Annotated in this window: 18 protein-coding genes and 1 other annotated feature; of the genes, 10 read left to right on the top strand and 8 right to left on the bottom strand. The window is 69.9% G+C overall.

All coding sequences use genetic code 11. From position 1 onward, the window contains the following. Positions 1 to 39: 39 nt before the first annotated feature. From BM228_RS21390 to BM228_RS21380, 3 genes are all read right to left on the bottom strand, one after another. Entirely contained in the window at positions 40 to 1272 is a 1233-nt protein-coding gene (locus tag BM228_RS21390; RefSeq protein ID WP_092043761.1) for an allantoate amidohydrolase, read from the bottom strand. Continuing rightward, positions 1269 to 2549 (bottom strand): Zn-dependent hydrolase, encoded by a 1281-nt coding sequence (locus BM228_RS21385; RefSeq protein ID WP_092043760.1) that lies wholly within the window; start codon positions 2547 to 2549, stop codon positions 1269 to 1271. Before BM228_RS21385 ends, BM228_RS21390 begins: the two co-directional genes overlap by 4 nt. A 100-nt stretch (positions 2550 to 2649) precedes the next feature. Beyond that, complete coding sequence (locus BM228_RS21380) at positions 2650 to 3111, bottom strand: tellurite resistance TerB family protein (RefSeq protein ID WP_092043758.1); 462 nt, start codon at positions 3109 to 3111, stop codon at positions 2650 to 2652. A gap of 349 nt (positions 3112 to 3460) precedes the next feature. On the opposite strand from BM228_RS21380, the gene BM228_RS21375 reads away from it, so the two are divergent. Both BM228_RS21375 and BM228_RS21370 read left to right on the top strand, forming a co-directional pair. Then, complete coding sequence (locus BM228_RS21375) at positions 3461 to 3910, top strand: DUF433 domain-containing protein (RefSeq protein WP_167367785.1); 450 nt, start codon at positions 3461 to 3463, stop codon at positions 3908 to 3910. 87 nt (positions 3911 to 3997) lie between these two features. After that, complete coding sequence (locus BM228_RS21370; RefSeq protein WP_092043755.1) at positions 3998 to 4468, top strand: PIN domain-containing protein; 471 nt, start codon at positions 3998 to 4000, stop codon at positions 4466 to 4468. 155 nt (positions 4469 to 4623) lie between these two features. On the opposite strand, the gene BM228_RS21365 is transcribed toward BM228_RS21370, so the two are convergent. Together BM228_RS21365 and BM228_RS21360 are read right to left on the bottom strand one after the other, a co-directional pair. Next, complete coding sequence (locus tag BM228_RS21365) at positions 4624 to 5790, bottom strand: carboxylate-amine ligase (protein WP_092043754.1); 1167 nt, start codon at positions 5788 to 5790, stop codon at positions 4624 to 4626. Between the two features lie 150 nt (positions 5791 to 5940). After that, positions 5941 to 7455 (bottom strand): CYTH and CHAD domain-containing protein, encoded by a 1515-nt coding sequence (locus tag BM228_RS21360; RefSeq protein ID WP_092043752.1) that lies wholly within the window; start codon positions 7453 to 7455, stop codon positions 5941 to 5943. A gap of 346 nt (positions 7456 to 7801) precedes the next feature. Between BM228_RS21360 and selB the strand changes: the two genes are divergently transcribed. After that, complete coding sequence (selB, locus tag BM228_RS21355) at positions 7802 to 9748, top strand: selenocysteine-specific translation elongation factor (protein ID WP_092043750.1); 1947 nt, start codon at positions 7802 to 7804, stop codon at positions 9746 to 9748. A 16-nt stretch (positions 9749 to 9764) separates the two neighbouring features. On the opposite strand, the gene BM228_RS21350 is transcribed toward selB, so the two are convergent. From BM228_RS21350 to BM228_RS21340, 3 genes are all read right to left on the bottom strand, one after another. Beyond that, on the bottom strand, positions 9765 to 10064 hold the full coding sequence (locus BM228_RS21350; protein ID WP_092043749.1) for a hypothetical protein: 300 nt from the start codon (positions 10062 to 10064) through the stop codon (positions 9765 to 9767). A gap of 145 nt (positions 10065 to 10209) precedes the next feature. Next, positions 10210 to 10488, bottom strand: coding sequence for an MSMEG_0570 family nitrogen starvation response protein (locus BM228_RS21345; protein WP_139234147.1), 279 nt, complete (start codon positions 10486 to 10488; stop codon positions 10210 to 10212). Continuing rightward, a complete protein-coding gene (locus BM228_RS21340; RefSeq protein ID WP_092043745.1) occupies positions 10481 to 11707 on the bottom strand; it encodes an MSMEG_0565 family glycosyltransferase in 1227 nt (408 codons plus the stop codon). The genes BM228_RS21345 and BM228_RS21340 overlap by 8 nt, the downstream gene beginning before the upstream one ends. A 310-nt stretch (positions 11708 to 12017) precedes the next feature. Here BM228_RS21340 and BM228_RS21335 point away from each other — a divergent pair, with 310 nt between their 5' ends. The 7 genes from BM228_RS21335 to BM228_RS36120 all read left to right on the top strand — a co-directional run bounded on the left by BM228_RS21335 (position 12018) and on the right by BM228_RS36120 (position 19262). Beyond that, the gene (locus BM228_RS21335; RefSeq protein ID WP_092043744.1) at positions 12018 to 12467 is read left to right on the top strand and encodes a cupredoxin domain-containing protein; all 450 of its coding nucleotides are present in this window, start codon (positions 12018 to 12020) and stop codon (positions 12465 to 12467) included. A 233-nt stretch (positions 12468 to 12700) separates the two neighbouring features. Continuing rightward, on the top strand, positions 12701 to 13453 hold the full coding sequence (locus tag BM228_RS21330; RefSeq protein WP_425284977.1) for an SGNH/GDSL hydrolase family protein: 753 nt from the start codon (positions 12701 to 12703) through the stop codon (positions 13451 to 13453). Between the two features lie 112 nt (positions 13454 to 13565). Continuing rightward, positions 13566 to 14096: an ATP-dependent protease subunit HslV gene (gene hslV, locus BM228_RS21325; RefSeq protein ID WP_092043741.1), complete on the top strand. Its 531-nt coding sequence runs from the start codon at positions 13566 to 13568 to the stop codon at positions 14094 to 14096. 106 nt (positions 14097 to 14202) lie between these two features. Continuing rightward, a complete protein-coding gene (locus BM228_RS21320; RefSeq protein WP_092043740.1) occupies positions 14203 to 15873 on the top strand; it encodes a methyl-accepting chemotaxis protein in 1671 nt (556 codons plus the stop codon). A gap of 52 nt (positions 15874 to 15925) precedes the next feature. Continuing rightward, positions 15926 to 15981: a sequence feature (sul1 is cis-regulatory element that is thought to sense ions involved in sulfur or methionine metabolism; They are found in Alphaproteobacteria), on the top strand. A gap of 64 nt (positions 15982 to 16045) precedes the next feature. Beyond that, complete coding sequence (locus BM228_RS21315; RefSeq protein WP_092043815.1) at positions 16046 to 17542, top strand: SulP family inorganic anion transporter; 1497 nt, start codon at positions 16046 to 16048, stop codon at positions 17540 to 17542. Positions 17543 to 17658: 116 nt separating this feature from the next. Beyond that, positions 17659 to 18972 (top strand): ATP-dependent protease ATPase subunit HslU, encoded by a 1314-nt coding sequence (hslU, locus tag BM228_RS21310; RefSeq protein WP_092043738.1) that lies wholly within the window; start codon positions 17659 to 17661, stop codon positions 18970 to 18972. A 140-nt stretch (positions 18973 to 19112) separates the two neighbouring features. Further along, positions 19113 to 19262 carry a Fic family protein gene (locus tag BM228_RS36120; RefSeq protein ID WP_092043813.1) on the top strand — a complete coding sequence of 50 codons (150 nt, stop codon included), beginning with the start codon at positions 19113 to 19115 and terminating at the stop codon, positions 19260 to 19262. Positions 19263 to 19343: the final 81 nt, after the last annotated feature.

The following is a 19343-nucleotide window of genomic DNA, read 5'->3' as shown; positions in this document are numbered from 1 at the left end:
ATTTTTGAATGGCGTACACCCGTCGCGCGCCGGAGCTGTCTACAGCCCGCGCCCGGCCGCAAACCCCTTGATCGCCCCGAACAGCACCCGCGCCCCGGCCTCGATATCCGGCAGGCTCGCGAATTCCGCCGGGTTGTGGCTGATGCCGCCTCGACAGCGCACGAACACCATGGCGATCGGCGCGATCGCCGCCACCGCCATGCCGTCATGGCCCGCCCCGCTCGGCAGGGCGAGGACGGGCAAGCCCTCGGCGGCGATGGCGTCCCGGATCAGCGCGGTCAGGGCGGGATCACTCGGCACTGCCGCGGCCTCGTGCAGCGGGCGCATGTGGAGATCGAGGCGGCGGCGCTCCGCGATTCCCTTGCAGGCCGCATCGATGTCGGCGAGGGCCGCGAGGCGCTGCGCGTCGTCGGGCGCGCGCAGGTCGAGGGAGAAGCGCACTTGGCCGGGGATGGTATTCCCCACACCGGGATCGACCTGCATGCGGCCGACAGTGCCGACGAGATGCGCCTCGGTGCGGCAGCGCGCCTCGACGGCGAGCACGCATTCCGCGGCACCCGCCAGGGCATCGCGCCGCTCGCTCATGGCGACCGTGCCGGCATGGCCGGCCTCGCCAGTCAGGGTGAATTCCAGGCGGCTGGCGCCGGAGATCGCCGTCACGACGCCCACAGGCAGGCCGGCTTTTTCGAGCATCGGCCCCTGCTCGATATGCAGTTCGAGGTAGCCCAGAAGCTCATCGGGCCGGCGCATTGCGGTGCCGATCGCCGCGGGGTCGAGCCCATAATCCAGCATCGCCGCGGCGAGCGTCGTCCCGTCCGCATCCGCGGCGTCGAGCACCGCCGGGTCGATATGACCCGCGAAGGCGCGGCTGCCGATGAGGGTCGCGGAAAAACGCACGCCCTCCTCGTCGGCGAAGGCCACCACCTCCAGGGCGTGCGGCAGGCGGATCCGGTCGCGGGCCAGCGCCTCGACGCAGGCGATCCCGGTGATGACGCCGAGGGGCCCGTCGTAGCGGCCGGCATTGCGGACGGTGTCGAGATGCGAGCCGATGACGAGGGCCGGACCGCCGGGTTCCGGCCCCTCGATTCGGCCGATCAGATTGCCAACGGCGTCGTGGCGGACTGCCATCCCGGCCTCGCGCATCCAGCCCGCCACCAGCGCCTCGGCCCGGAACTGCTCGGGCGTGAGATACAGGCGGGTGATGGCGCCGGGCTCGGCTGTGATCGCCGCCAGCGCGTCGAGGCGCTCCTGGATGCGCGGGGCGAAGATCATCGCGCGGGCTGTTCCGTCCGGGGCGCATTGGCGAGGCGCAGCACCGTCTGCAGCAGGACGTCGGCGCCGGCCGCGCAATCGCCTGGGGTGGCGGATTCCGATTCGTTGTGGCTCACGCCGTCCTTGCACGGCACGAAGATCATCGCGGTCGGCACCTTGGCGGCGAGGTTGCAGGCATCGTGCCCGGCCCCCGAGATGATCCGGCGCGTTGCATGCCCGAGGCTCTCGGCGGCCTGATCGACCGCCGCCACGATGGCGGGATCGAACGGCACCGGCTCCTTGCGCCAGATCTGGGTGAGCGCGATCTCCAGCCGGCGGCGCTCGGCGATCTCGGTGGCGGCCTCGCGCAGGCTCGCCTCCATGGCGTCGAGGGCCGAGGAACGGGGATCGCGCACGTCCACCGTGAAGGCGACGCGCCCCGGCACGACGTTGCGGGACGGGGCCAGGATCTGGGCCTCGCCGATCGTCGCGACCGCGGAGGGCGCGTGCGCCAGGGCGATCCGCTCGGCCGCCAGGGCGAATTCGGAGAGCGCCAGCAGCGCGTCCCGGCGCCGCGGCATCGGGGTGGTGCCGGCATGGCTCTCGAAGCCGGTGATCAGCCCGTCGAACCACATGATGCCCTGGCCGCCTTCCACGACGCCGATGGTCTTGCCCTCGGCCTCCAGGATCGGGCCCTGCTCGATATGCAGCTCGACGAAGGCGCCGATGGCGCGGGCGCCCACCGCTTCGGCCCCGCGATAGCCGATCGCGTCGAGCGCCTCGGCCACGGTGATCCCGGCGGCGTCGCGCTTGGCCAGGATCTCGTCGGTGGTGAACTCACCGGCATAGGCGGCCGAGGCCATCATGGCGGGGGCGAAGCGCGAGCCCTCCTCGTTGGTCCAGTTGACCACCATCAGGGGTGCGTCGGTCTCGATGCCGGCATCGTTCAGGCTGCGCATCACTTCGAGCCCGGCCAGGACCCCGAGCACGCCGTCGAACTTGCCGCCGGTCGGCTGCGTGTCGAGATGCGAGCCGAAGGCCACAGGCTTGCGGCTCATGTCGCGCCCGGGCCGGAGAGCGTACTGGGTACCCAGCGCATCGACCGAGACCGTAAGCCCCGCCGCCTCGCAGGCCTCCCGGAACCAGTCGCGGACCCGGCCATCTTCGGCCGACAGGGTCAGCCGGTTGATGCCGCCGGCGGGGGTGCCGCCGAACGCCGCCGTCTCCAGAATCGTGGCCCACAGGCGTGCACCGTCGGCGCGCAGGTTATGGGTCTTGCTCGGGTTGGTTTCGGCCATGGTCGGTCCTCTCACGGCGCGGCGCCGTGCGGCAAGGTTTTCGAGCCCCGTTATCGGGCGATCCCCCGGCCCGGAGCAACGCCGATGCCAGCCCGCGCGATCAGGCCGGCGGACGCCGAACCGGATTGGCGCGCAGCAGCCCCTCGCCGTCGACCTGCAGGGCGGCAGCAATCTCGCCCAGGGCATTGGCCTCGATGCCGCTGATCCCGTCCTGATCGGCCACGTCGGCGGCGATCAGGAAGACGTTCTCGCGCTGGCTCAGGGGCCGCTCGACGATGGATGCGACGTGGCGCAGGTTCTCCGCGCGGCCGAGGCGGGTGCGGGCCCGGGCGATGCCCTCGTACAGCTCGGTCTCCAGCATCAGGGCGTCGTAGCCCTTCACCAGGACCGGATCGGCGCGCAGGCCGTGCAGGGCCGCGTCGAACTCTTCGCTCGCCACCTCACCGTCAGCCACGATGACGTTGGCGGCGCCCGAGACGGCGGCAAGCATCAAAGCCTTGTCGCCCGCATAGGCGGTCACGGTGCGGCCGACACGGCCAAAGATGTCGCGCAGAAGGCTCATGCCGCCAATTCGAGGATGTCCGCCGAAGCGTGAGGGATAGCAGAGTGCGGTTGGGAAGGAAGGTACCTGGGAGCACGCGGAGGACGGCACGCAGCATATCGGCTTGCGTCGCGACGCTGATTAAGCCTGCGACATAAAGCGATGGCTTGCCGCATGTCTAATGCAACCCTATTAAAGGTGCTGCATTGGATGCGCCATGAACCGGCCTGAGCGATACTCCCTTCCGAAAGCGGCCTTCGTCCTGCGCGAGCCGGTCGAGGAAGTGCGACGGACGATCGACAGGAAGCAGGTCGAGACGCACACGCTCCACGATGGAGGCCGCAAGGTCCGGGCCCTCGACCATAAGACTTTGGTCTTCCTCAGCTGGGCCCGGGAGCATCAGGACGATCTCAAGCCGACCTTGTGGCGCAAGCTGTACGAGTCTCTGAGACGGCACCCGGAGTTGCCCAGCCATATCGAGACCGGCGTATTCCGGGCGTCGCTCGACGAAGCTGCGAAGGCGGTTGAAGGCCGGCTCAAGACCCTGCGCGACCTTGAAACCGGGATCGAGCGCAACGCGGCCGGCGATGTCGTTCTGAAGGGAACGGATATCGAAGTGCATCGCATCGCAGCCTTGCTGAACGGAGACATGTCGACGGATGAGATCCTGACCGATTATCCATCTCTCAGCGCCGATCAGGTCGCCTTCGCCCGCACCTACGCGGCAACGCATCCGAAGGCCGGCCGACCATTCCCGAAGCTGACCGCGAAGGCGGCCCTGGCAGAGGCAGATTTCAGCGCGCTCGACCTTGACGATTAGGTGTTGATCAGGCGGCCTATGCGGCGCCCGGCACGCGCTGTTCTCATATCTTCTGCACTCTCCACGAGCCGGCTTCGAGCATGACAGGTGCTGAAATACCTTCTCGATACCGACGTCATCAGCAAGCGGAACGCCGCGAACGGCACGAACATTCGTCGATGGCTCGCAGGAGTCGATGACAATACGTTGGCGATCAGCGCGATCACGCTGTTCGAGATTTCCCGGGGGGTTCAGCGGAAGCGCGACTCAGGCGCAAGCGAGCTTTCCGAACGGCTTCAAGACGGTCTCGATCGTCTGACGGAGGCCTTCGCCGGCCGGATCCTGACCATCGACGCGGCCATTGCCGAGGCGTGGGGCCGGCTCGCCGGCCCGGAGCACAAACAGTGGATGGATCGCGGGTTGATCGCGACTGCGCGGGCCCACAAGCTCGTTCTCGTCACCTGCAATGCGACGGATATGAGAGGACGCGGCGCGGAAGTGATCAACCCGGATCGCAACCGGCCCGGACATTGGGCGCCCGACGGCACGGAGCTGCGAAGCGCATCCGGGACGGGGTAGCTGCCCGGCGAGAAATCCGATTTCCGCGCACAAACGCGTGGTCCGGAAATCCTCCGGCAACATGCGTGTGTGAATCATGCATTCAACCGCGTCCCTAGCGCGGTTGACGGATCCCGGTTCCGCTATCCCCCCCCTCGAGCGGGGCCGGTTCCATCTCAACGCCGTCGGGACGGTGCGCGAGTGGCCCCAACCGCGCTTCCCGTCCCGACGGCGGTCTCACCCGCCAAATGATCGACCACGGCCGAGAGCGCCTCGCGTTCCCGGGCACCGCGCTTGCGGGCCGCCGTGAAGATCGCGATCTGACGGTCAGCGCTCGACCCATCCGCCACGATGGTCCGCGCCCGGGCACAAATGTCAGCGCACCCGAGCGCTTCGGCATCTTCGGCGGTTTCGTCGAGCAAGGCCTCGACCATCTCGGCCATCGGCACCGCCTCCGCGCGGGCCTCGTCGATCAGCGTGGCCCGCGCGCCGTCGCGCTCGGCGCGCCACAGGTTCTCCCGGATGAAGCCCCTGGAGGCGGCCGTCAGGCCGGCATTGAGGTGCCGGTCCCGGACCACCCGGCGCACGAGGCAGCGGAACAGGGCGGCGATGCACAGGGCATCGTCCAGGCGCGTGCAGCTGTCGGCCACGCGTAGTTCCAGCGTCGGGTATTTCACTGACGGGCGCAGTTGCCACCACAGGAAGCTCGCATCCGAGATGGCGCCGCTGCGGGTCATCACGTCGACGTAGCGGGCGTAGTCGGCCGCGTCGGCGAAGAGTTCGGGCAGGCCGGTGCGGGGCAGTTCGGCGTAGGCGCGAGTCCGGTAGCCGGCCATGCCGGTCCGCTCGCCCTGCCAGAACGGCGACGAGGTCGAGAGCGCGAGCAGGATCGGCAGGAACGGCAGCAACCGCCCCATGAGGTCGAGGCGGGCGTCGGGATCCGGCACCTCGACATGGACGTGCAGCCCGCAGACGAGGTTGCGCTGCCCGACCATGCGCAGGTCGGCCATGATGCCATGATAGCGGGCCTTGTCGGTGGCGCTCTGGTCGCGCCACCGGGCGGTCGGATGCGTCCCGGCGGCGAAGGGCAGGATGCCGCGCTCAAGGCCGATCGCCGCCAGGGCACTGCGCCGCTCGGCGAGATGCGCCCGGGCTTCCTCGGTGTCCGCGGTTGGGGGCGAGGCGATTTCGATCTGGCACTGGAGCTGCTCGCGCTCGGCGGTGTCGAGCTGGGCCTTCACGGCTGCGTGAAACGCCTTCAGCCGGGCGCGGGGCGAGCCCCGGGTGCGGGCATCGGCGAGGAAAAACTCTTCCTCCATCCCGAATCTGTAGGCGTGGGCCATTCGCGCTCCTCGCCCCATTTTTCGGCGAACGCCGGCCGCTCGGCGTCGTTCCGGTCGACGGCACGTCGCGAGATCCGTGCCGGATCGTTTTTCGACCGGGCACGGATCCGTCTTCAGAGCCTGAAGCGGCAAGGTCCCTAAAAAAAGACCTCAGCGCCAGAACGGCTTGACGTCGAGCAGTTCGGCGCGCGCGTCCGCGGCGGCATTGAGCAAGTCCTGGCTGCTCGCGTCGTCCGCGTCGGGCATCGGCGGCCCGCCGAGGCTCTCCGTCATCGTCCGGGCCGTCTCCAAATCGTTCAGCGCGCCGAGATGGTCCTGCAGGTCCGAGAGCGCGGCCCCGAACTTGTCCTGACGACGGCGGGCCTTCTTTTTGGGATAGAGTTCCGAGAAGAACTCGGCGCCGTAGCGGAGCTTCTTGGCGGCAATCCGCGCCCGGTGGCGGGTATGCGGGTCGAGCTTCTTCAGGCCGCGGCCACGCTTCTTCAGCCGGTCGCGGGCCTTGTCCAGGACGCGCGTGGCGAAGGCGCGGCCGTCCTCGGCGGCAGCCTCCTGCCCGGCCCAGACGCCGGCCTCGATCCAGCCGGCGAAGTCGATGATCAGCCCGCGCCATTCCGGGCTTTCCAGGATCGCCAGCACCGCGTCGTAGGCGCTGGCGCGCTCGGTCTCGGCCAGTTCGCGCATCGCCGCGATGTCCGGATCGTCCGGGCGGTCCTTTATCAGTCCTGGCAGGGTGTCGCCGAGGAAGACGTCGAGGTTGCGCGCGTGCCCGAACGGCTCGGTGACGCGCTTGATCTCGTCGCCAAAGCTGACTGCCCGGGGGTCGCCTTCCAGCATCGGGGCGAACAGCGACAGCGCCGAGCGCAGCCGCCGCAGCGACACGCGCATCTGGTGCAGGGCCTCCGGCGCGTGGCCGGCGAGAAACACGGTCTCGTTGAGGCGCAGATGGCGCAGGCAGGCGCGCGCCACCCGGCGGAAGACTTCGCCGGCGCTCGCCGCCTCGGGCAGTTCCACCGGGCCGGCCTTCACCGCGGTCGGGCCGGTCTTGTCCACCAAAGCGAAGCCGCGGCTGCTCTTGGCGGTGGCGCTGAGGCGCAGCGGCACGGTCTCGGCCAGGATCTGCGCCAGCGCGAACAGGTCGGCGGGCTCGCCCTCGGCAAGCTCCAGCTCGACTTCGCAGATCGGCGCCTCGCCGGCCGGGCTCTCGACCCGCCCTTCGTCGAGAGTGACGAGGATGCGCGATGCGCCCTGCTCGACCGGCACGACCCGGCGCGTGATGGCCGTGGAGAACAGCCGCTCAAGCGGCGCGTCCGCTTTCTGGAGAACCTTTTCCGCCGCGGTGTCGGCCCAGGCCGCCAGATCCGGCGTCTCGCCGGCGATCTCGGTCTCCCACTCGGCCCGGTCGAACAGGCCGACGCCGCCCTGCCCGGCCTTCACGGTCTGGATGTGCCGGTCGCCCTGCTTGCGCACCCGCAGGGTCAGCCCGGCGGCGCGCAGATCCTGGTTCGGCGTATCATAATAGGTGGTGACGAGGAGCTCGGGCTCGGTGCCTCCAACGCCCTGAAGCCGGGGATGCGCCGCCAGCGCGGTCAGATCGGGGCCGGCGCAGTCGAGCTTCAGCTCGATCTCGCGGGGGGCTGCCACGGCGTGGCTGTCGGTCTCGCTCATGTTCTCCTCTTGGCAACGTCCGGTCCATAACCAAGCGGGGCGCCCACTGGGTTGCATCCGAGCGTCAGGAAAGCTGGTCTAGGGCCAGGCCCTGCGCCGTTGCAATCGGAAGCGGCAGGAAATCCCAGACCCGGTGCGGGGCCGCACGACGGAGGCCAGGCCGGAGTACAGCGCGCGACTTGAATCGCTCCAATTTTGCGCTTTCCCAAACCAAGATGCCGTGGCAAAACCGATTGTCCACAATTTATCTGCCTCCTGCGCCCCGGCACCGACCGCCCGGCGGTGAGCGGTGCGACGCCGTGCCAGCGAGACGGAATCCCTCATTTGAGAGAGCGGTGCGCCCTGCGTGGACGGTTGCGCCGCGGAGATCGTCGGGTCGGTGGCTCCCTTGAAGACACTTCTGGTCGGTGTGATCGGGCATGTGGATCACGGCAAGACGGCCCTGGTCCGAGCCCTCACGGGAGTCGAGACGGACAGATTGAAGGAAGAGCGGGACCGCGGGGTTTCGATCGTCCCCGGCTTCGCGCTGCTGGCCTCCGATCGGGGCGAGATCGACCTAGTCGACCTGCCGGGCCACGAGCGCTTCGTCCGCGCTATGGTCTCCGGCGCCACCGGGATGCGGGCGGTGCTGCTCGCGGTCGATGCCAACGAGGGCATCAAGCCGCAGACGGTGGAGCACCTGGAGATCGCCCGGCTGATCGGCGTTCACCGCGGCGTGCTGGCGCTGACGAAAGCCGACCTCGCCTCCCCTGAGACGATCGCGGCCCGCGCCGCCGAGATCACCGCCGCCGCGGCCCGCGCCGCAATCGCCGCCGGGCCGGTGATCGCCACCTCGACGCTGACCGGCGCCGGCATCCCGGAGCTCGGCCAGGCGCTCGCCGCCCTGCTGGCGGAGGCGGAGCCGGGGACCGATGACGGGTTTCCGTACCTGCCGGTGGACCGGGTCTTCACCCGGCCGGGCTTCGGCACCGTGGTGACCGGGACGTTGCGGCGAGGTCCCCTGTCTGTCGGCGACACGCTGGAGATCGTACCCGGAGGCCGCAGCGCCGTCGTCCGCAGCCTCCAGATCCATGGCCGCTCGGTCGAGCGCGCCGAGCCGGGACGGCGGACCGCCGTAGCCCTGCGCGGCGTCGGCCTCGACGAGATCGCCCGCGGCGACGCCCTCTCGGTGCCGGGGCTGCTGGCGCCGTCGCAATGGCTCGACGTCGCGCTCACGGCCGCAGCGAGCGCCGACAACGCGCTGGCGGGCGGAAGCGCCTGCCGGCTCCTGTTCGGCACCACCGAGGTCGAGGCCCGGCTGCGGCTGCTCGACCGCGACGCCCTTGAGCCGGGTGCGACCGCACCGGCGCAGCTCCACCTCGCGGAGCCGGTCACCGTGCCAGCCCGGGAGCCCTTCGTGCTCCGTCTCGACTCACCGGCCGCCACCGTCGCGGGTGGCCGGGTGCTCGATCCGGCGAGCCGGCGGAGGCGGCGGCACGATGCCCGCGTGCTCGCCGACCTCAACGCCCTGGCGACGGGCCAGCCCGCCGACGCCGTGGCAATCCGTCTGGCGCAGGCCGGGGCGGCCGGCGCGACGCTGACCGAGATCGCCCGCGCCGCTGGCACCGGAACCGAGCGAGTCCGGCAGATGCTCGCCGCCTCCGGCGCCCGGGAGATCGGCGACCGCTACATCGGCGCTCCGGCCTTCGCGTCGCTCCGCACCGGCGCGCTGGCGGCCCTGTCCATGCATCACCGGGACAACCCGATGGAGCACGGCATCGCCCTGGAGCGCCTCGCAAAGCTATTGGTGCTCCCCGAGGCGCTGACCGCGCTGGTCCTGCGCGACCTGACCGCCACGGGCGGCACGGTCCAGGCCGGTGCGCTGTGGCGCCGGTCCGACTTCGATCCGGCCCGCAACGAGAGCGAGACCGCCCGCAAGCTCGAGCAGCTGTTTCGCCGGGCCGGCCTCAACCCGCCCGACGAGGCGGAGGCGGTCGGCCGCGACGTCCGCCGCCGCGAGGCGCTGACCTATCTGGTGGGGGCCGGCACGGTGATCCGCGCCATCGACAGGGTGCAGCGGCGGGCGGTGCTGTTCCATCGCGAGGCGGTGGCGGTCGCCCGGACGCGCCTCGCGGACGCGTTCCCCAACGCAACGACGCCGGAGACCGGCTTCCTGGCCCGGGAGGCCGGCGCCGCCCTGGGGATCTCGCGCAAATACTCGATCCCGCTCCTCGAACATCTCGACGCCGTCGGCTTCAGCCGCCGGGCCGGGGACCGGCGGATCATCGTGGAGCTGGAAGTCGGTAAGCGCTGACGCTTTTGCGCCTGGGCTAAAAGCCCTCGCCGGGCCAATCGTCGGTGCCGGGCTCGTAGCAGGTGTAGCCGATCAGGCAGGTCGGGTTGTCGCGGGTCGGACGGAAGGCCCGCCGGGCAATCTCGGTGGCCTCGCAGAACGAGCGGTCCCGGACGAAGCGGTCATAGGTCTGGCCGCCGGTCCCGAGGACCAGGGCGCCGCGGGCCTGGACCAGCCGGGCCGTCTGCTGGCAGGTCATGGCGGTGCTCGACGGACGCGTCTGCGCCGCGGCCGGCGCCGCGACCACCAGGAGGGCCGTGGCGATCCGGAAGATCATGGGGTGTGCTTGTTCACTGCGCTCGTCATCCAGGACAACGCCGCCCGCCCAGGGATCCGCGCTGTGTCGGTTCGACACGCATCCACGGGGATTCCGGCGATTCGCTCCGAGCGTGTCGCCCCGCAGTCAATTCCGCTCCAAAAAATCACTCCTCGAACGCCTCGACATACACCGTGCCCGGCTCCTGGCGGCGGGCGATCTCCTCGATCCGGGCGAGCTGCGACTCGGCGCGGCCGCAGGGGAAGCCGTAGCGTTCCTGCACCCGGGCGCTGGCGCTGCCGAGGGCGAGGCGGACCAGGACCAGGAACTCGTCGAGGGCGTAGTCCTGGCCGACGGCGAGGTGCTCCTTGATGACCAGGGTCGGCGAGTAGCAGGCGTCGCGGCTGCCATCCGGCCAGCGGATATGGAAGCGCATCTCAGGCATCGCCGGGGATCCGTGTGGTGTTCCAGGCGGCGGAACCGGTGGCGATCGTCGCCCCCGGCAGGGGTCCCGGGACCAGGGATGCGTAGGTCGGCAGGTGGCGCGCTGCGCAGGCTTCCCAGGCATGGGCGCGGGCGACCTCCAGGCCGGCGGACCGCAGGCGGACGCGGAGGGACGGCTCCAGGCTGGCCTGCATGGCGGCGGCGATGGCGTCGGGATCGTCCGGCTCGACCGAGAGCGCCTCCCCGGGGGCGAGGTATTCGGTGAACGGCGGCCGCGCCGAGACGATCACCGGCGTGCCGGAGGCCATCGCCTCCAGGACGCACAGGCCGTAGCCCTCGTTCACGGACGGGAAGACGAGCGTGTCGGCGATTCGGTAGAGCCCCGGCATGTCGGCTTGTGGTATCGGTCCGGTCCGGATCACCGGCTTGCCCGGGCCGACTTCCAGCCCCTCGCGCTCCAGCGCCGCGCAGCACCGCGCCTCGTAGCCGGCATGGTCGAGGAGCGAAGCTGTCCCGGCCATGACCAGTTGCGCATCCGGCACGTGCCGGCGCAGGCGGGCGAAGGCCTCGATGATCGACAGGGTGTTCTTGCGCGCCTCGAAGCCGCCGACGCCGAGATAGACCGGCCCGGCACCGAGCCCGAGGCGGGCGCGGAGCTCGGTATCGCCGGGCGTAGGCTCCGGCGTGTAGACCGCGCCGTCGACGCCGTTGCCGACCACATCGGCCTGCGCCCCGTATTCCGCCGCCAGCGTCGCGGCCCAGGTCCGGCTGACGCAGAGCAGCCGCCCGGCATCGAGGATCGCCCGCTCCTGCAACTGGGCGAGCTGCGGGTCCGAGACCGTGTCGAGGTGATGGACCGTGCGGACGAAGCCGGGGATCAGGCGCCGGCGCGTCAGGGTCGCGAGCGCGTTGCCGCTGATGTCGCAATGGGCATGGAAGACGTCGAAGTCGCAGGCCGCGGGCGTCGAGAAATGCGACAGATAGTCGGCGATCCGGGACCGGAACACGGTGACGGTCGGCGCGGACACCGCCTTGGCCGCCACCGAGATCACCGGGCAGCCGGCATCGCGGAAGAAGCCCCGGCCGGTGGGATCGGGAGCATGAACCACCGCCTCGTGGCCGAGCCCGCACAGGGCCTCGCCGAGCGCCAGCGCATGGACCACGCTGCCGCGGGCCTGGGTCGAGTGCGTGAGAATCGCGATGCGCAAACGGTCGACCATGGGACGGTGCACCGAGGCGCAACGCCGGTCCGGACCTCGCACGCGACGTCTTGACCCCGGATCCCCGCCGCCCTCTCGCGGATCCGTGCCGGGCGGTTCGCATCGATCGTGCCGGAATCGGCATTGACGCGCGCCATCCGCAAATAAAACGTCAGGTTCTGTCGCTGCCGCCACGCTGAATGCTGGGACGGCGAGGCCCGGACACCGGACCCGAGCCACGGCGTCGCGCGCTGGAACAGCCGCTCGGCCGCATCATTGCCGCAGCGTGTCCCGGGCGCACCGTCGCGGGAGACGATGGAGAATCCGAGTCTTGCGCAACATCCTGATCGCCGCCGCATGCGCCACGCTGCTCACATCCGCGGCGGGCGCCACCGACAATCCCCAGCTCGGCAAACCCTCGAGCGATGCCCTGCCCCCGGTCGAGCTGACCGTCACCCTGCAGGACGGTAAGCCGATCTGCGCCCCGGCCGAGATCCGCCTGCCGGCCAACACCAACGTCATGCTGACGGTGGTCAGCCAGGCCAACGTGCCGGTGACGATCACGGCGGAAGGCCAGTTCGAGCAGGGCCATCTGCTGCACGCCGACGGCGACCTCGTCCATGTCATGAGCGAGAAGGGCTACACCGTGAAGGCCAATGGCCGCGGGACGCTCAAGCTGCGCACCCTGGATGCCGGCGAGCACAGCTACGCCTGCACCGCCAACAACAAGCGCGATGCGCCGTTCGTGGGCAAGATGACCCTGTCCCCGCCCGCCGGCTGATTCGCGTCCCCGAACCGAGACGCCGCGCGGTTCCGGCCGGGCGGCGTGCCAGCGTTAATTTTGAGTTACGAATTCACTTCGCCTTCAACGCTTGTGCGGAACCGGTCTTTTCAAGTGCCTGTGTCAGATTGTATCTGTCGTCGACGAGCGGCGGAGCAATCGGTCCCGTGTCCCAGAATCCGACATCAGTCTCTCCCGCGAAATCGCGTCGTCGGCGCCTGCGCGATGTCTTGATGGTGTGCAGCCTCCTGCTGGTGCCGACCGCGGTGCTGGCCTACGCGGACCTGCTGCCCGATTCGCTCGACCTCCTCGGCATCGACCTGAGCGACAGCCCCGACCTCCCACACGTCGCCCGGCAGATCGCCATCGGCGCGCCGCTCAAGATCGTGGCCTTCGGCTCCTCCTCGACGGAGGGCATCGGTGCGTCGAGCCCGGCCAACTCCTACCCCTCCCGCCTCCAGGTCGATCTGCGCAAGAAGCTACAGGGCCTTGATGTGTCGGTGGTCAACCGCGGCATCGGCGGCGAGCATGTGGACGACATGCTGAAGCGCCTGGATCGCGACGTGATCGCGGCCGAGCCGCAGCTCGTCATCTGGCAGACCGGCAGCAACGATCCCCTGCGCGGCGTCTCGATCGAGCATTTCCGCGAGGCCACGGCCTCCGCGATCCGGCGCATCCGGGAGGCCGGCATCGACGTGGTGCTGATGGAGCCGCAATGGTGCCCGAAGCTCGATTCGACGCCCGGGTCCTCGCGCTTCCGTGACGCCGTGCGGTCGATCGGGGACGAGCTCGACGTGCCGGTGATCCGGCGCGCCGACCTGATGCACGGCTGGGTCCGTGAAGGGAAGCTCACCGCCAAGCAGCTCTTCGCCTCGGACGGCCTGCACATGGCCGATGGCGGCTACGCCCTGCTGGCCCAGGCCGCGGCGGAGTCGATCCTGCACGATGCCGGTCCGGTGCAGACCGCCGAGGCGGTTGCCGAGTAGCCCACGGCTGGACTCGGCCTGAAAAGCTCCCCATCTCGGCCCCACCGAGATCGGAGCCGACACCTTGAGCCACGACGCATTCAGGTACGACGACCGGGGCTCCGTGCCCCAGATGCACGCCACCACCATCCTGATGGTCCGCAAGGGCGGCCGCGTGGTCGTCGGCGGCGACGGGCAGGTCAGCCTCGGCCAGACCATCGTGAAGGGCAACGCCCGCAAGGTCCGGCGCCTCGCCAAGGGCTCGGTGATCGGCGGCTTCGCGGGGGCCACCGCCGACGCGTTCACGCTGTTCGAGCGGCTTGAGGCCAAGCTGGAGCAGTATCCCGGCCAGCTCACCCGGGCCTGCGTCGAGCTCACCAAGGATTGGCGGACCGACCGCTACCTGCGCCGCCTCGAAGCGATGATGGTGGTGGCCGACAAGGAGGTCAGCCTGCTCCTGTCGGGTTCGGGCGACGTGCTGGAGCCGGAAAGCGGCGTCATGGCGATCGGCTCCGGCGGAAATTACGCCCTGGCGGCCGCCCGCGCCCTTGAGGATACCGAGTTCGACGCCGAGGCGATCGTGCGCAAGGCCATGGCGATCGCGGCCGAGATCTGCGTCTACACCAACGGCAATCTGGTGATCGAGGCGCTCGATCAGGCGTGAACCGCCTCTTCCCGTGATCCGGACTGACCGGTCGCGGACCGTGCTTAACGGGGTATTGAATAATTCTGCTTAGTTTCAGCCTGCGCATGCTCGGGCTGGAACTAAAATGAAGATCGGTGGGAAACTCCTGGGCTTCGTGGGTGCCTGCAGCCTCACGACGTTGGTCGTGGCCGGCGTAAGCGTCGCCATGCTGCAGAGCTTCGAGCGCTCGTTGGCCCAGGTCGAGGGCGCCTCCACGCGCGCGCTCAACGCTGCGAACTTCAACCGCCTCGCCGCCGAGGTGACGATGGACTCCCGCGGTGTTTACGCCGCCGCGGACGCCTCCGACGCGGCGAAATATGCCGCTGGCGTCCGAAAAGGTCTCGCCGACATGGACGCGCTGCGCGCGGCCTGGGCGCCCCTGGTCACCGAAGACGAGCGCCCGCTGTTCGATGCGATGGCGCGCAACGCCGACGCCTACCGGACGATGCGGACCGCGATCGCGCAGGCCGGCGAAACGATCGGCCCGCGCGCCGCCGCCGATCTGGGCTTCAACGACGCGAACCGGGCCAACCGCAAGGCGTTCCAGGCCAGCATCGACGCGCTGGTCGGCCGCGGACGCGCTGAGATGGCCACCGTCAAGGCCGAGACGCAGGATCTCTTCCAGGCGCGCATGCTGCTCCTCCTCGGGCTCGCCCTGCTGGGGACCCTCGCCTGCGCCGCCCTCGGCATTCTCGTGGGGCAGCGCCAGATCGCCCGGCCGTTGCGGGCGGTGTCCGACGCGATCCAGCGCCTTTCGCGTGGCGACCTGACCCTCCCGGCAGTGAAGGCCGGCCGCGACGAGATCGGGGCGATCTGGACGAGCATGGCGGTGTTCGCCGGGACGATGCGAGAGGCCGAAACCCTGCGTCAGGAGCGCGAGCGGACCGGCACCGAGGCGGCGACGCGCAAGCGCGCCGAGATGATCGGGCTCGCCGATCAGTTCGAGGGCAGCATCGGCGGTCTGGTCGGCCACCTCGCCGAGGCCGCCGCCGGCATGGAGCGGGCCGCCGCCGCGATGGCCGGCAATGCCGAGCGCACCGACCAGCAATCCCGGGTCGTGACCCGGGCCGCCGAGACCACGGCGCACAACGTCGAGGCGGTGGCAGCCGCCACGGAAGAGCTCGCGGCCACGGCGAGCGAGATCGGCGTCCAGGTCTCGCAGACCTCCGAGGCCGCCGCTGGCGCCGTCGAGGCGGCGCGGCGGACCCGCACCAGCGTCCAGGCTCTCGCCCGGAGCGCCGACGGCATCGGCCAAGTCGTGTCGCTGATTTCGACCATCGCCGGCCAGACCAACCTGCTGGCGTTGAACGCCACCATCGAGGCGGCGCGCGCCGGCGAGGCTGGGCGCGGCTTCGCGGTGGTCGCCACGGAAGTGAAGGCGCTCGCGACCCAGACAGCCCGGGCCACCGACGAGATCACCGGGCAGATCGCCGCGATGCGCGCCGCGACCCACGAGGCGGTGGCCGCCATCGAGGAGATCGGCGGCACGATCGAGCAGGTCCACGGTATCGCCATCGGCGTCGCCGCCGCGGTCGAGGAGCAGCAAGTCGCGACGCAGGAGATCGCCCGCAGCGTCGCCGAAGCGGCGAGCGGGACCCGCGCCGTCACCGAGACGATGGCGCAGGTGCTCGGCGCCGCCCACGAGACCGGCGCCAGCGCCGGCCAGGTCTTGGACGCCGCCGCCGACATCGCCCGCCGGTCGGACGGGCTCGGCCAAGAGGTCGCGGGCTTCGTGGCTCAGGTGCGGGCTGCCTGACGCAGCCGACGTTGCGTTGCAGCGCAATGCCCCATAGGGTCCGGGGCATTCGCAAGGACCCGGTGAAAGCCCGGGTGGCTCTTCCGGCCGCCGATCCGCCGGACCACGCATCCGAGACGCCACACGATCCGCCCAACGAGCGGACGCGCGTCTCGTGCGGATTCTCATCATCATGCAACGCAGCACATCCGGACCCGCCGGCCTTCTCGGCACGTGGGTCTCCAATATCCGCGGCGATACCCTGTCGGGCATCGTCGTCGCCCTCGCGCTCATTCCGGAGGCGATCGGCTTCTCGGTCATCGCCGGGGTAGATCCGAAGGTCGGGCTCTACGCCTCGGTGGTCATCGCCTGCACGATCGCCTTCGCGGGTGGCCGCCCGGCCATGATCTCGGCCGCCACCGCCGCCACCGCAGTGGTGATGGTCGATCTCGTCCGCGAGCACGGCGTCCAGTACCTGTTTGCCGCCACCATCCTGATGGGCGTGATCCAGATCCTGGCCGGCCTGCTCAAGCTCGGCCGGCTGATGCGGTTCGTCTCGCAATCGGTGATGACCGGCTTCGTCAACGCGCTGGCGATCCTGATCTTTCTGGCACAGATGCCCGAACTGACCGGTGTGACGCCCGCCACCTACGGGCTGATCGCGCTGGGGCTCGCGATCATCTACGGCTTCCCACGGATCACCCGGGCGGTGCCCTCGCCCCTGGTGGCGATCGCGGTGCTGACCGCGGTGACGGCGATCTTTCACCTCGACGTGCGCACGGTCTCGCATTTGGGCGCCCTGCCCTCGACGCTGCCGAGCTTTGCGCTGCCGGACGTGCCGCTGACCTTCAACACACTGCGGATCCTGCTGCCTTACGCGGCGACGCTGGCCGCAGTCGGCCTGCTGGAAAGCCTGCTCACCGCGCAGATCGTCGACGACATGACCGATACTGGTAGCGACAAGAACCGGGAATGCATGGGCCAGGGCGTCGCCAACATGGCGTCGGCCGTGTTCGGCGGCATGGGCGGCTGCGCGATGATCGGTCAGTCGGTCATCAACGTCTCCTCGGGCGCCCGGGGCCGCCTGTCCACGCTGGTGGCCGGTGCGTTCCTGCTCCTGCTCCTCGTGGCGCTTCAGGACCTGTTGGCTGTGGTGCCGGTCGCGGCGCTGACGGCCGTGATGATCATGGTCTCGCTGAACACCTTCTCCTGGCGCTCGCTGGCGCAGCTGCGCACCAACCCCCTGCCCTCCTCGGCGGTGATGCTGGCAACCGTCCTGGTCGTGGTCGCCACCAAGGACTTGGCGATGGGCGTCCTAGCCGGTGTGCTCCTGTCCGGGGTGTTTTTTGCTGGCAAGGTGTCGCGGCTCAGCCACGTGACATCCGAGCTCTCGGCCGATGGCCGGACCCGGACCTATCGGGTCACCGGCCAGGTGTTCTTCGCCTCGGCGGGCACGTTCGCCGAGGCGATCGATGTGCTGGAGCCGGTGGATCGCCTCGTCATCGACGTGCACGCGGCGCATTTCTGGGACATCTCGGCGGTGGCCGCCCTCGACCGCGTAGTCCTGAAGGCCCGCGCCCGCGGGCGGATCGTCGAGGTCGTCGGCCTGAATGAGGCCAGCGCGACTCTGGTCGAGCGCTTCGGCACGCACGACAAGGCCGGCGCCGCGGCGTCGCCAGCGGGGCACTGAGGCGCTAACCTGCCCTCTCCGGCCGCGCTTCGCCTCTTGCGTCGCGCGCGCCGGAACCCCATTCCCGGCCTGGGCTCTTGGTTTCTTCGGGCCGGGAAAAACAGGATGGCACAGCGGTGACGACGTTCTCTCCGCGCGAGATCGTGTCCGAACTCGATCGCTTCATCGTCGGGCAGCACGACGCCAAGCGCGCCGTCGCGATCGCGCTGCGCAACCGCTGGCGGCGCCAGCAGCTGACCGGCCCGCTCCGCGAGGAGGTGGCGCCCAAGAACATCCTGATGATCGGGCCGACCGGCTGCGGCAAGACCGAGATCGCCCGGCGCCTCGCGCGGCTCGCCAACGCCCCGTTCCTGAAAATCGAGGCCACCAAGTTCACCGAGGTCGGCTATGTCGGCCGCGACGTGGAGCAGATCGTCCGCGACCTCGTGGAGGTCGCGATCGGCCTGACCCGGCAGGTGAAGCGGGAGGCCGTGAAGGCCAAGGCCGAGGCGGCCGCCGAGAACCGCATCCTCGACGCCCTGGTCGGGCCCACCGCCAGCCAGGCGACCCGCGACAGCTTCCGCCGCAAGCTGCGCGACAGCGAGCTCGACGACAAGGAGGTCGAGCTGGAACTCGCTTCGGGCGCCCCCGCCGGCCTGCCGATGTTCGAGATCCCCGGCATGCCGGGCGCCTCCATGGGGGCGATCAACATCGGCGACGTGCTCGGCAAGGCGCTGGGCGGCCAGCGCGGCAAGCCCCGCCGGATCCTGGTGCGGGACGCCTACGCGCCGCTGCTCGCCGAGGAATCCGACAAGCTGGTCGACGACGACGCCCTGATCCGCGAGGCGATCCGCGAGGTCGAGAACAACGGCATCGTCTTCCTCGACGAAATCGACAAGATCTGCACCCGTGAGGGCCGCTCCACCGGCGACGTCTCCCGTGAGGGCGTGCAGCGCGACCTGCTGCCGCTGATCGAGGGGACTACGGTGGCGACCAAGCACGGCCCGGTGAAGACCGACCACGTGCTGTTCATCGCGTCGGGCGCCTTCCACGTCTCGAAGCCGTCCGACCTCCTGCCCGAGCTCCAGGGCCGCCTACCGATCCGCGTCGAATTGCAGCCGCTGACCGTGGACGATTTCCGCCAGATCCTGACCTCCACCGAGGCCAGCCTGCTCAAGCAGACGGTGGCGTTGATGCAGACCGAGGGCGTGACCCTCACCTTCACGGACGACGCCGTGGACGCCCTCGCCAAGGTGGCGGTCGAGGTAAATTCCTCCGTCGAGAATATCGGCGCCCGCCGCCTCCAGACCGTTCTGGAGCGCGTGATTGACGAGATTTCCTTCACGGCCACCGACCGCTCCGGCGAGACGGTGCCGATCGACGCCGCCTATGTCCGGGCGCGCGTCGAGGATCTCGCAGCCAACGCCGATCTCAGCCGGTTTATTTTGTGAGCGTGCGCCGGTCCCCCGGGACCGATGCGTCGATTTGGCCGGACAATCGACGCATGCCATGCGTCGATGGGTTCATGCCTGTGATCATATCAAATGGCCGAGCTTCCGTTGGGACGAGGCGGCGCTTCTCGCGCCTCTAGCTGCGATTCGTCACCATCCATCCGTTCAACGATGGCAATGGCCGCATCGGCTGTGCCACCCCCGACGGGGCTCGGGCGCAGCCGAGGAGACGAGACGGCGCTCTACCATCTGTCCACGCAGCTAGCGTGGTTTCTCGGAATCCTCGATAGGGCAATCGCCGACGCCGAGACCACGCTCACGGCGGTCCTGCGCAAGGAGCGGTTCTGGCGCGCTCTGGAAGCGCAGCCCGT

The sequence above is a fragment of the Methylobacterium pseudosasicola genome (genome assembly GCF_900114535.1).
In the GTDB taxonomy this organism is placed as follows: Bacteria; Pseudomonadota; Alphaproteobacteria; order Rhizobiales; family Beijerinckiaceae; genus Methylobacterium; species Methylobacterium pseudosasicola.
The sequence above is the reverse complement of the archived record's forward strand: the minus strand, read 5'-3'. Positions and strand labels throughout refer to the sequence as shown.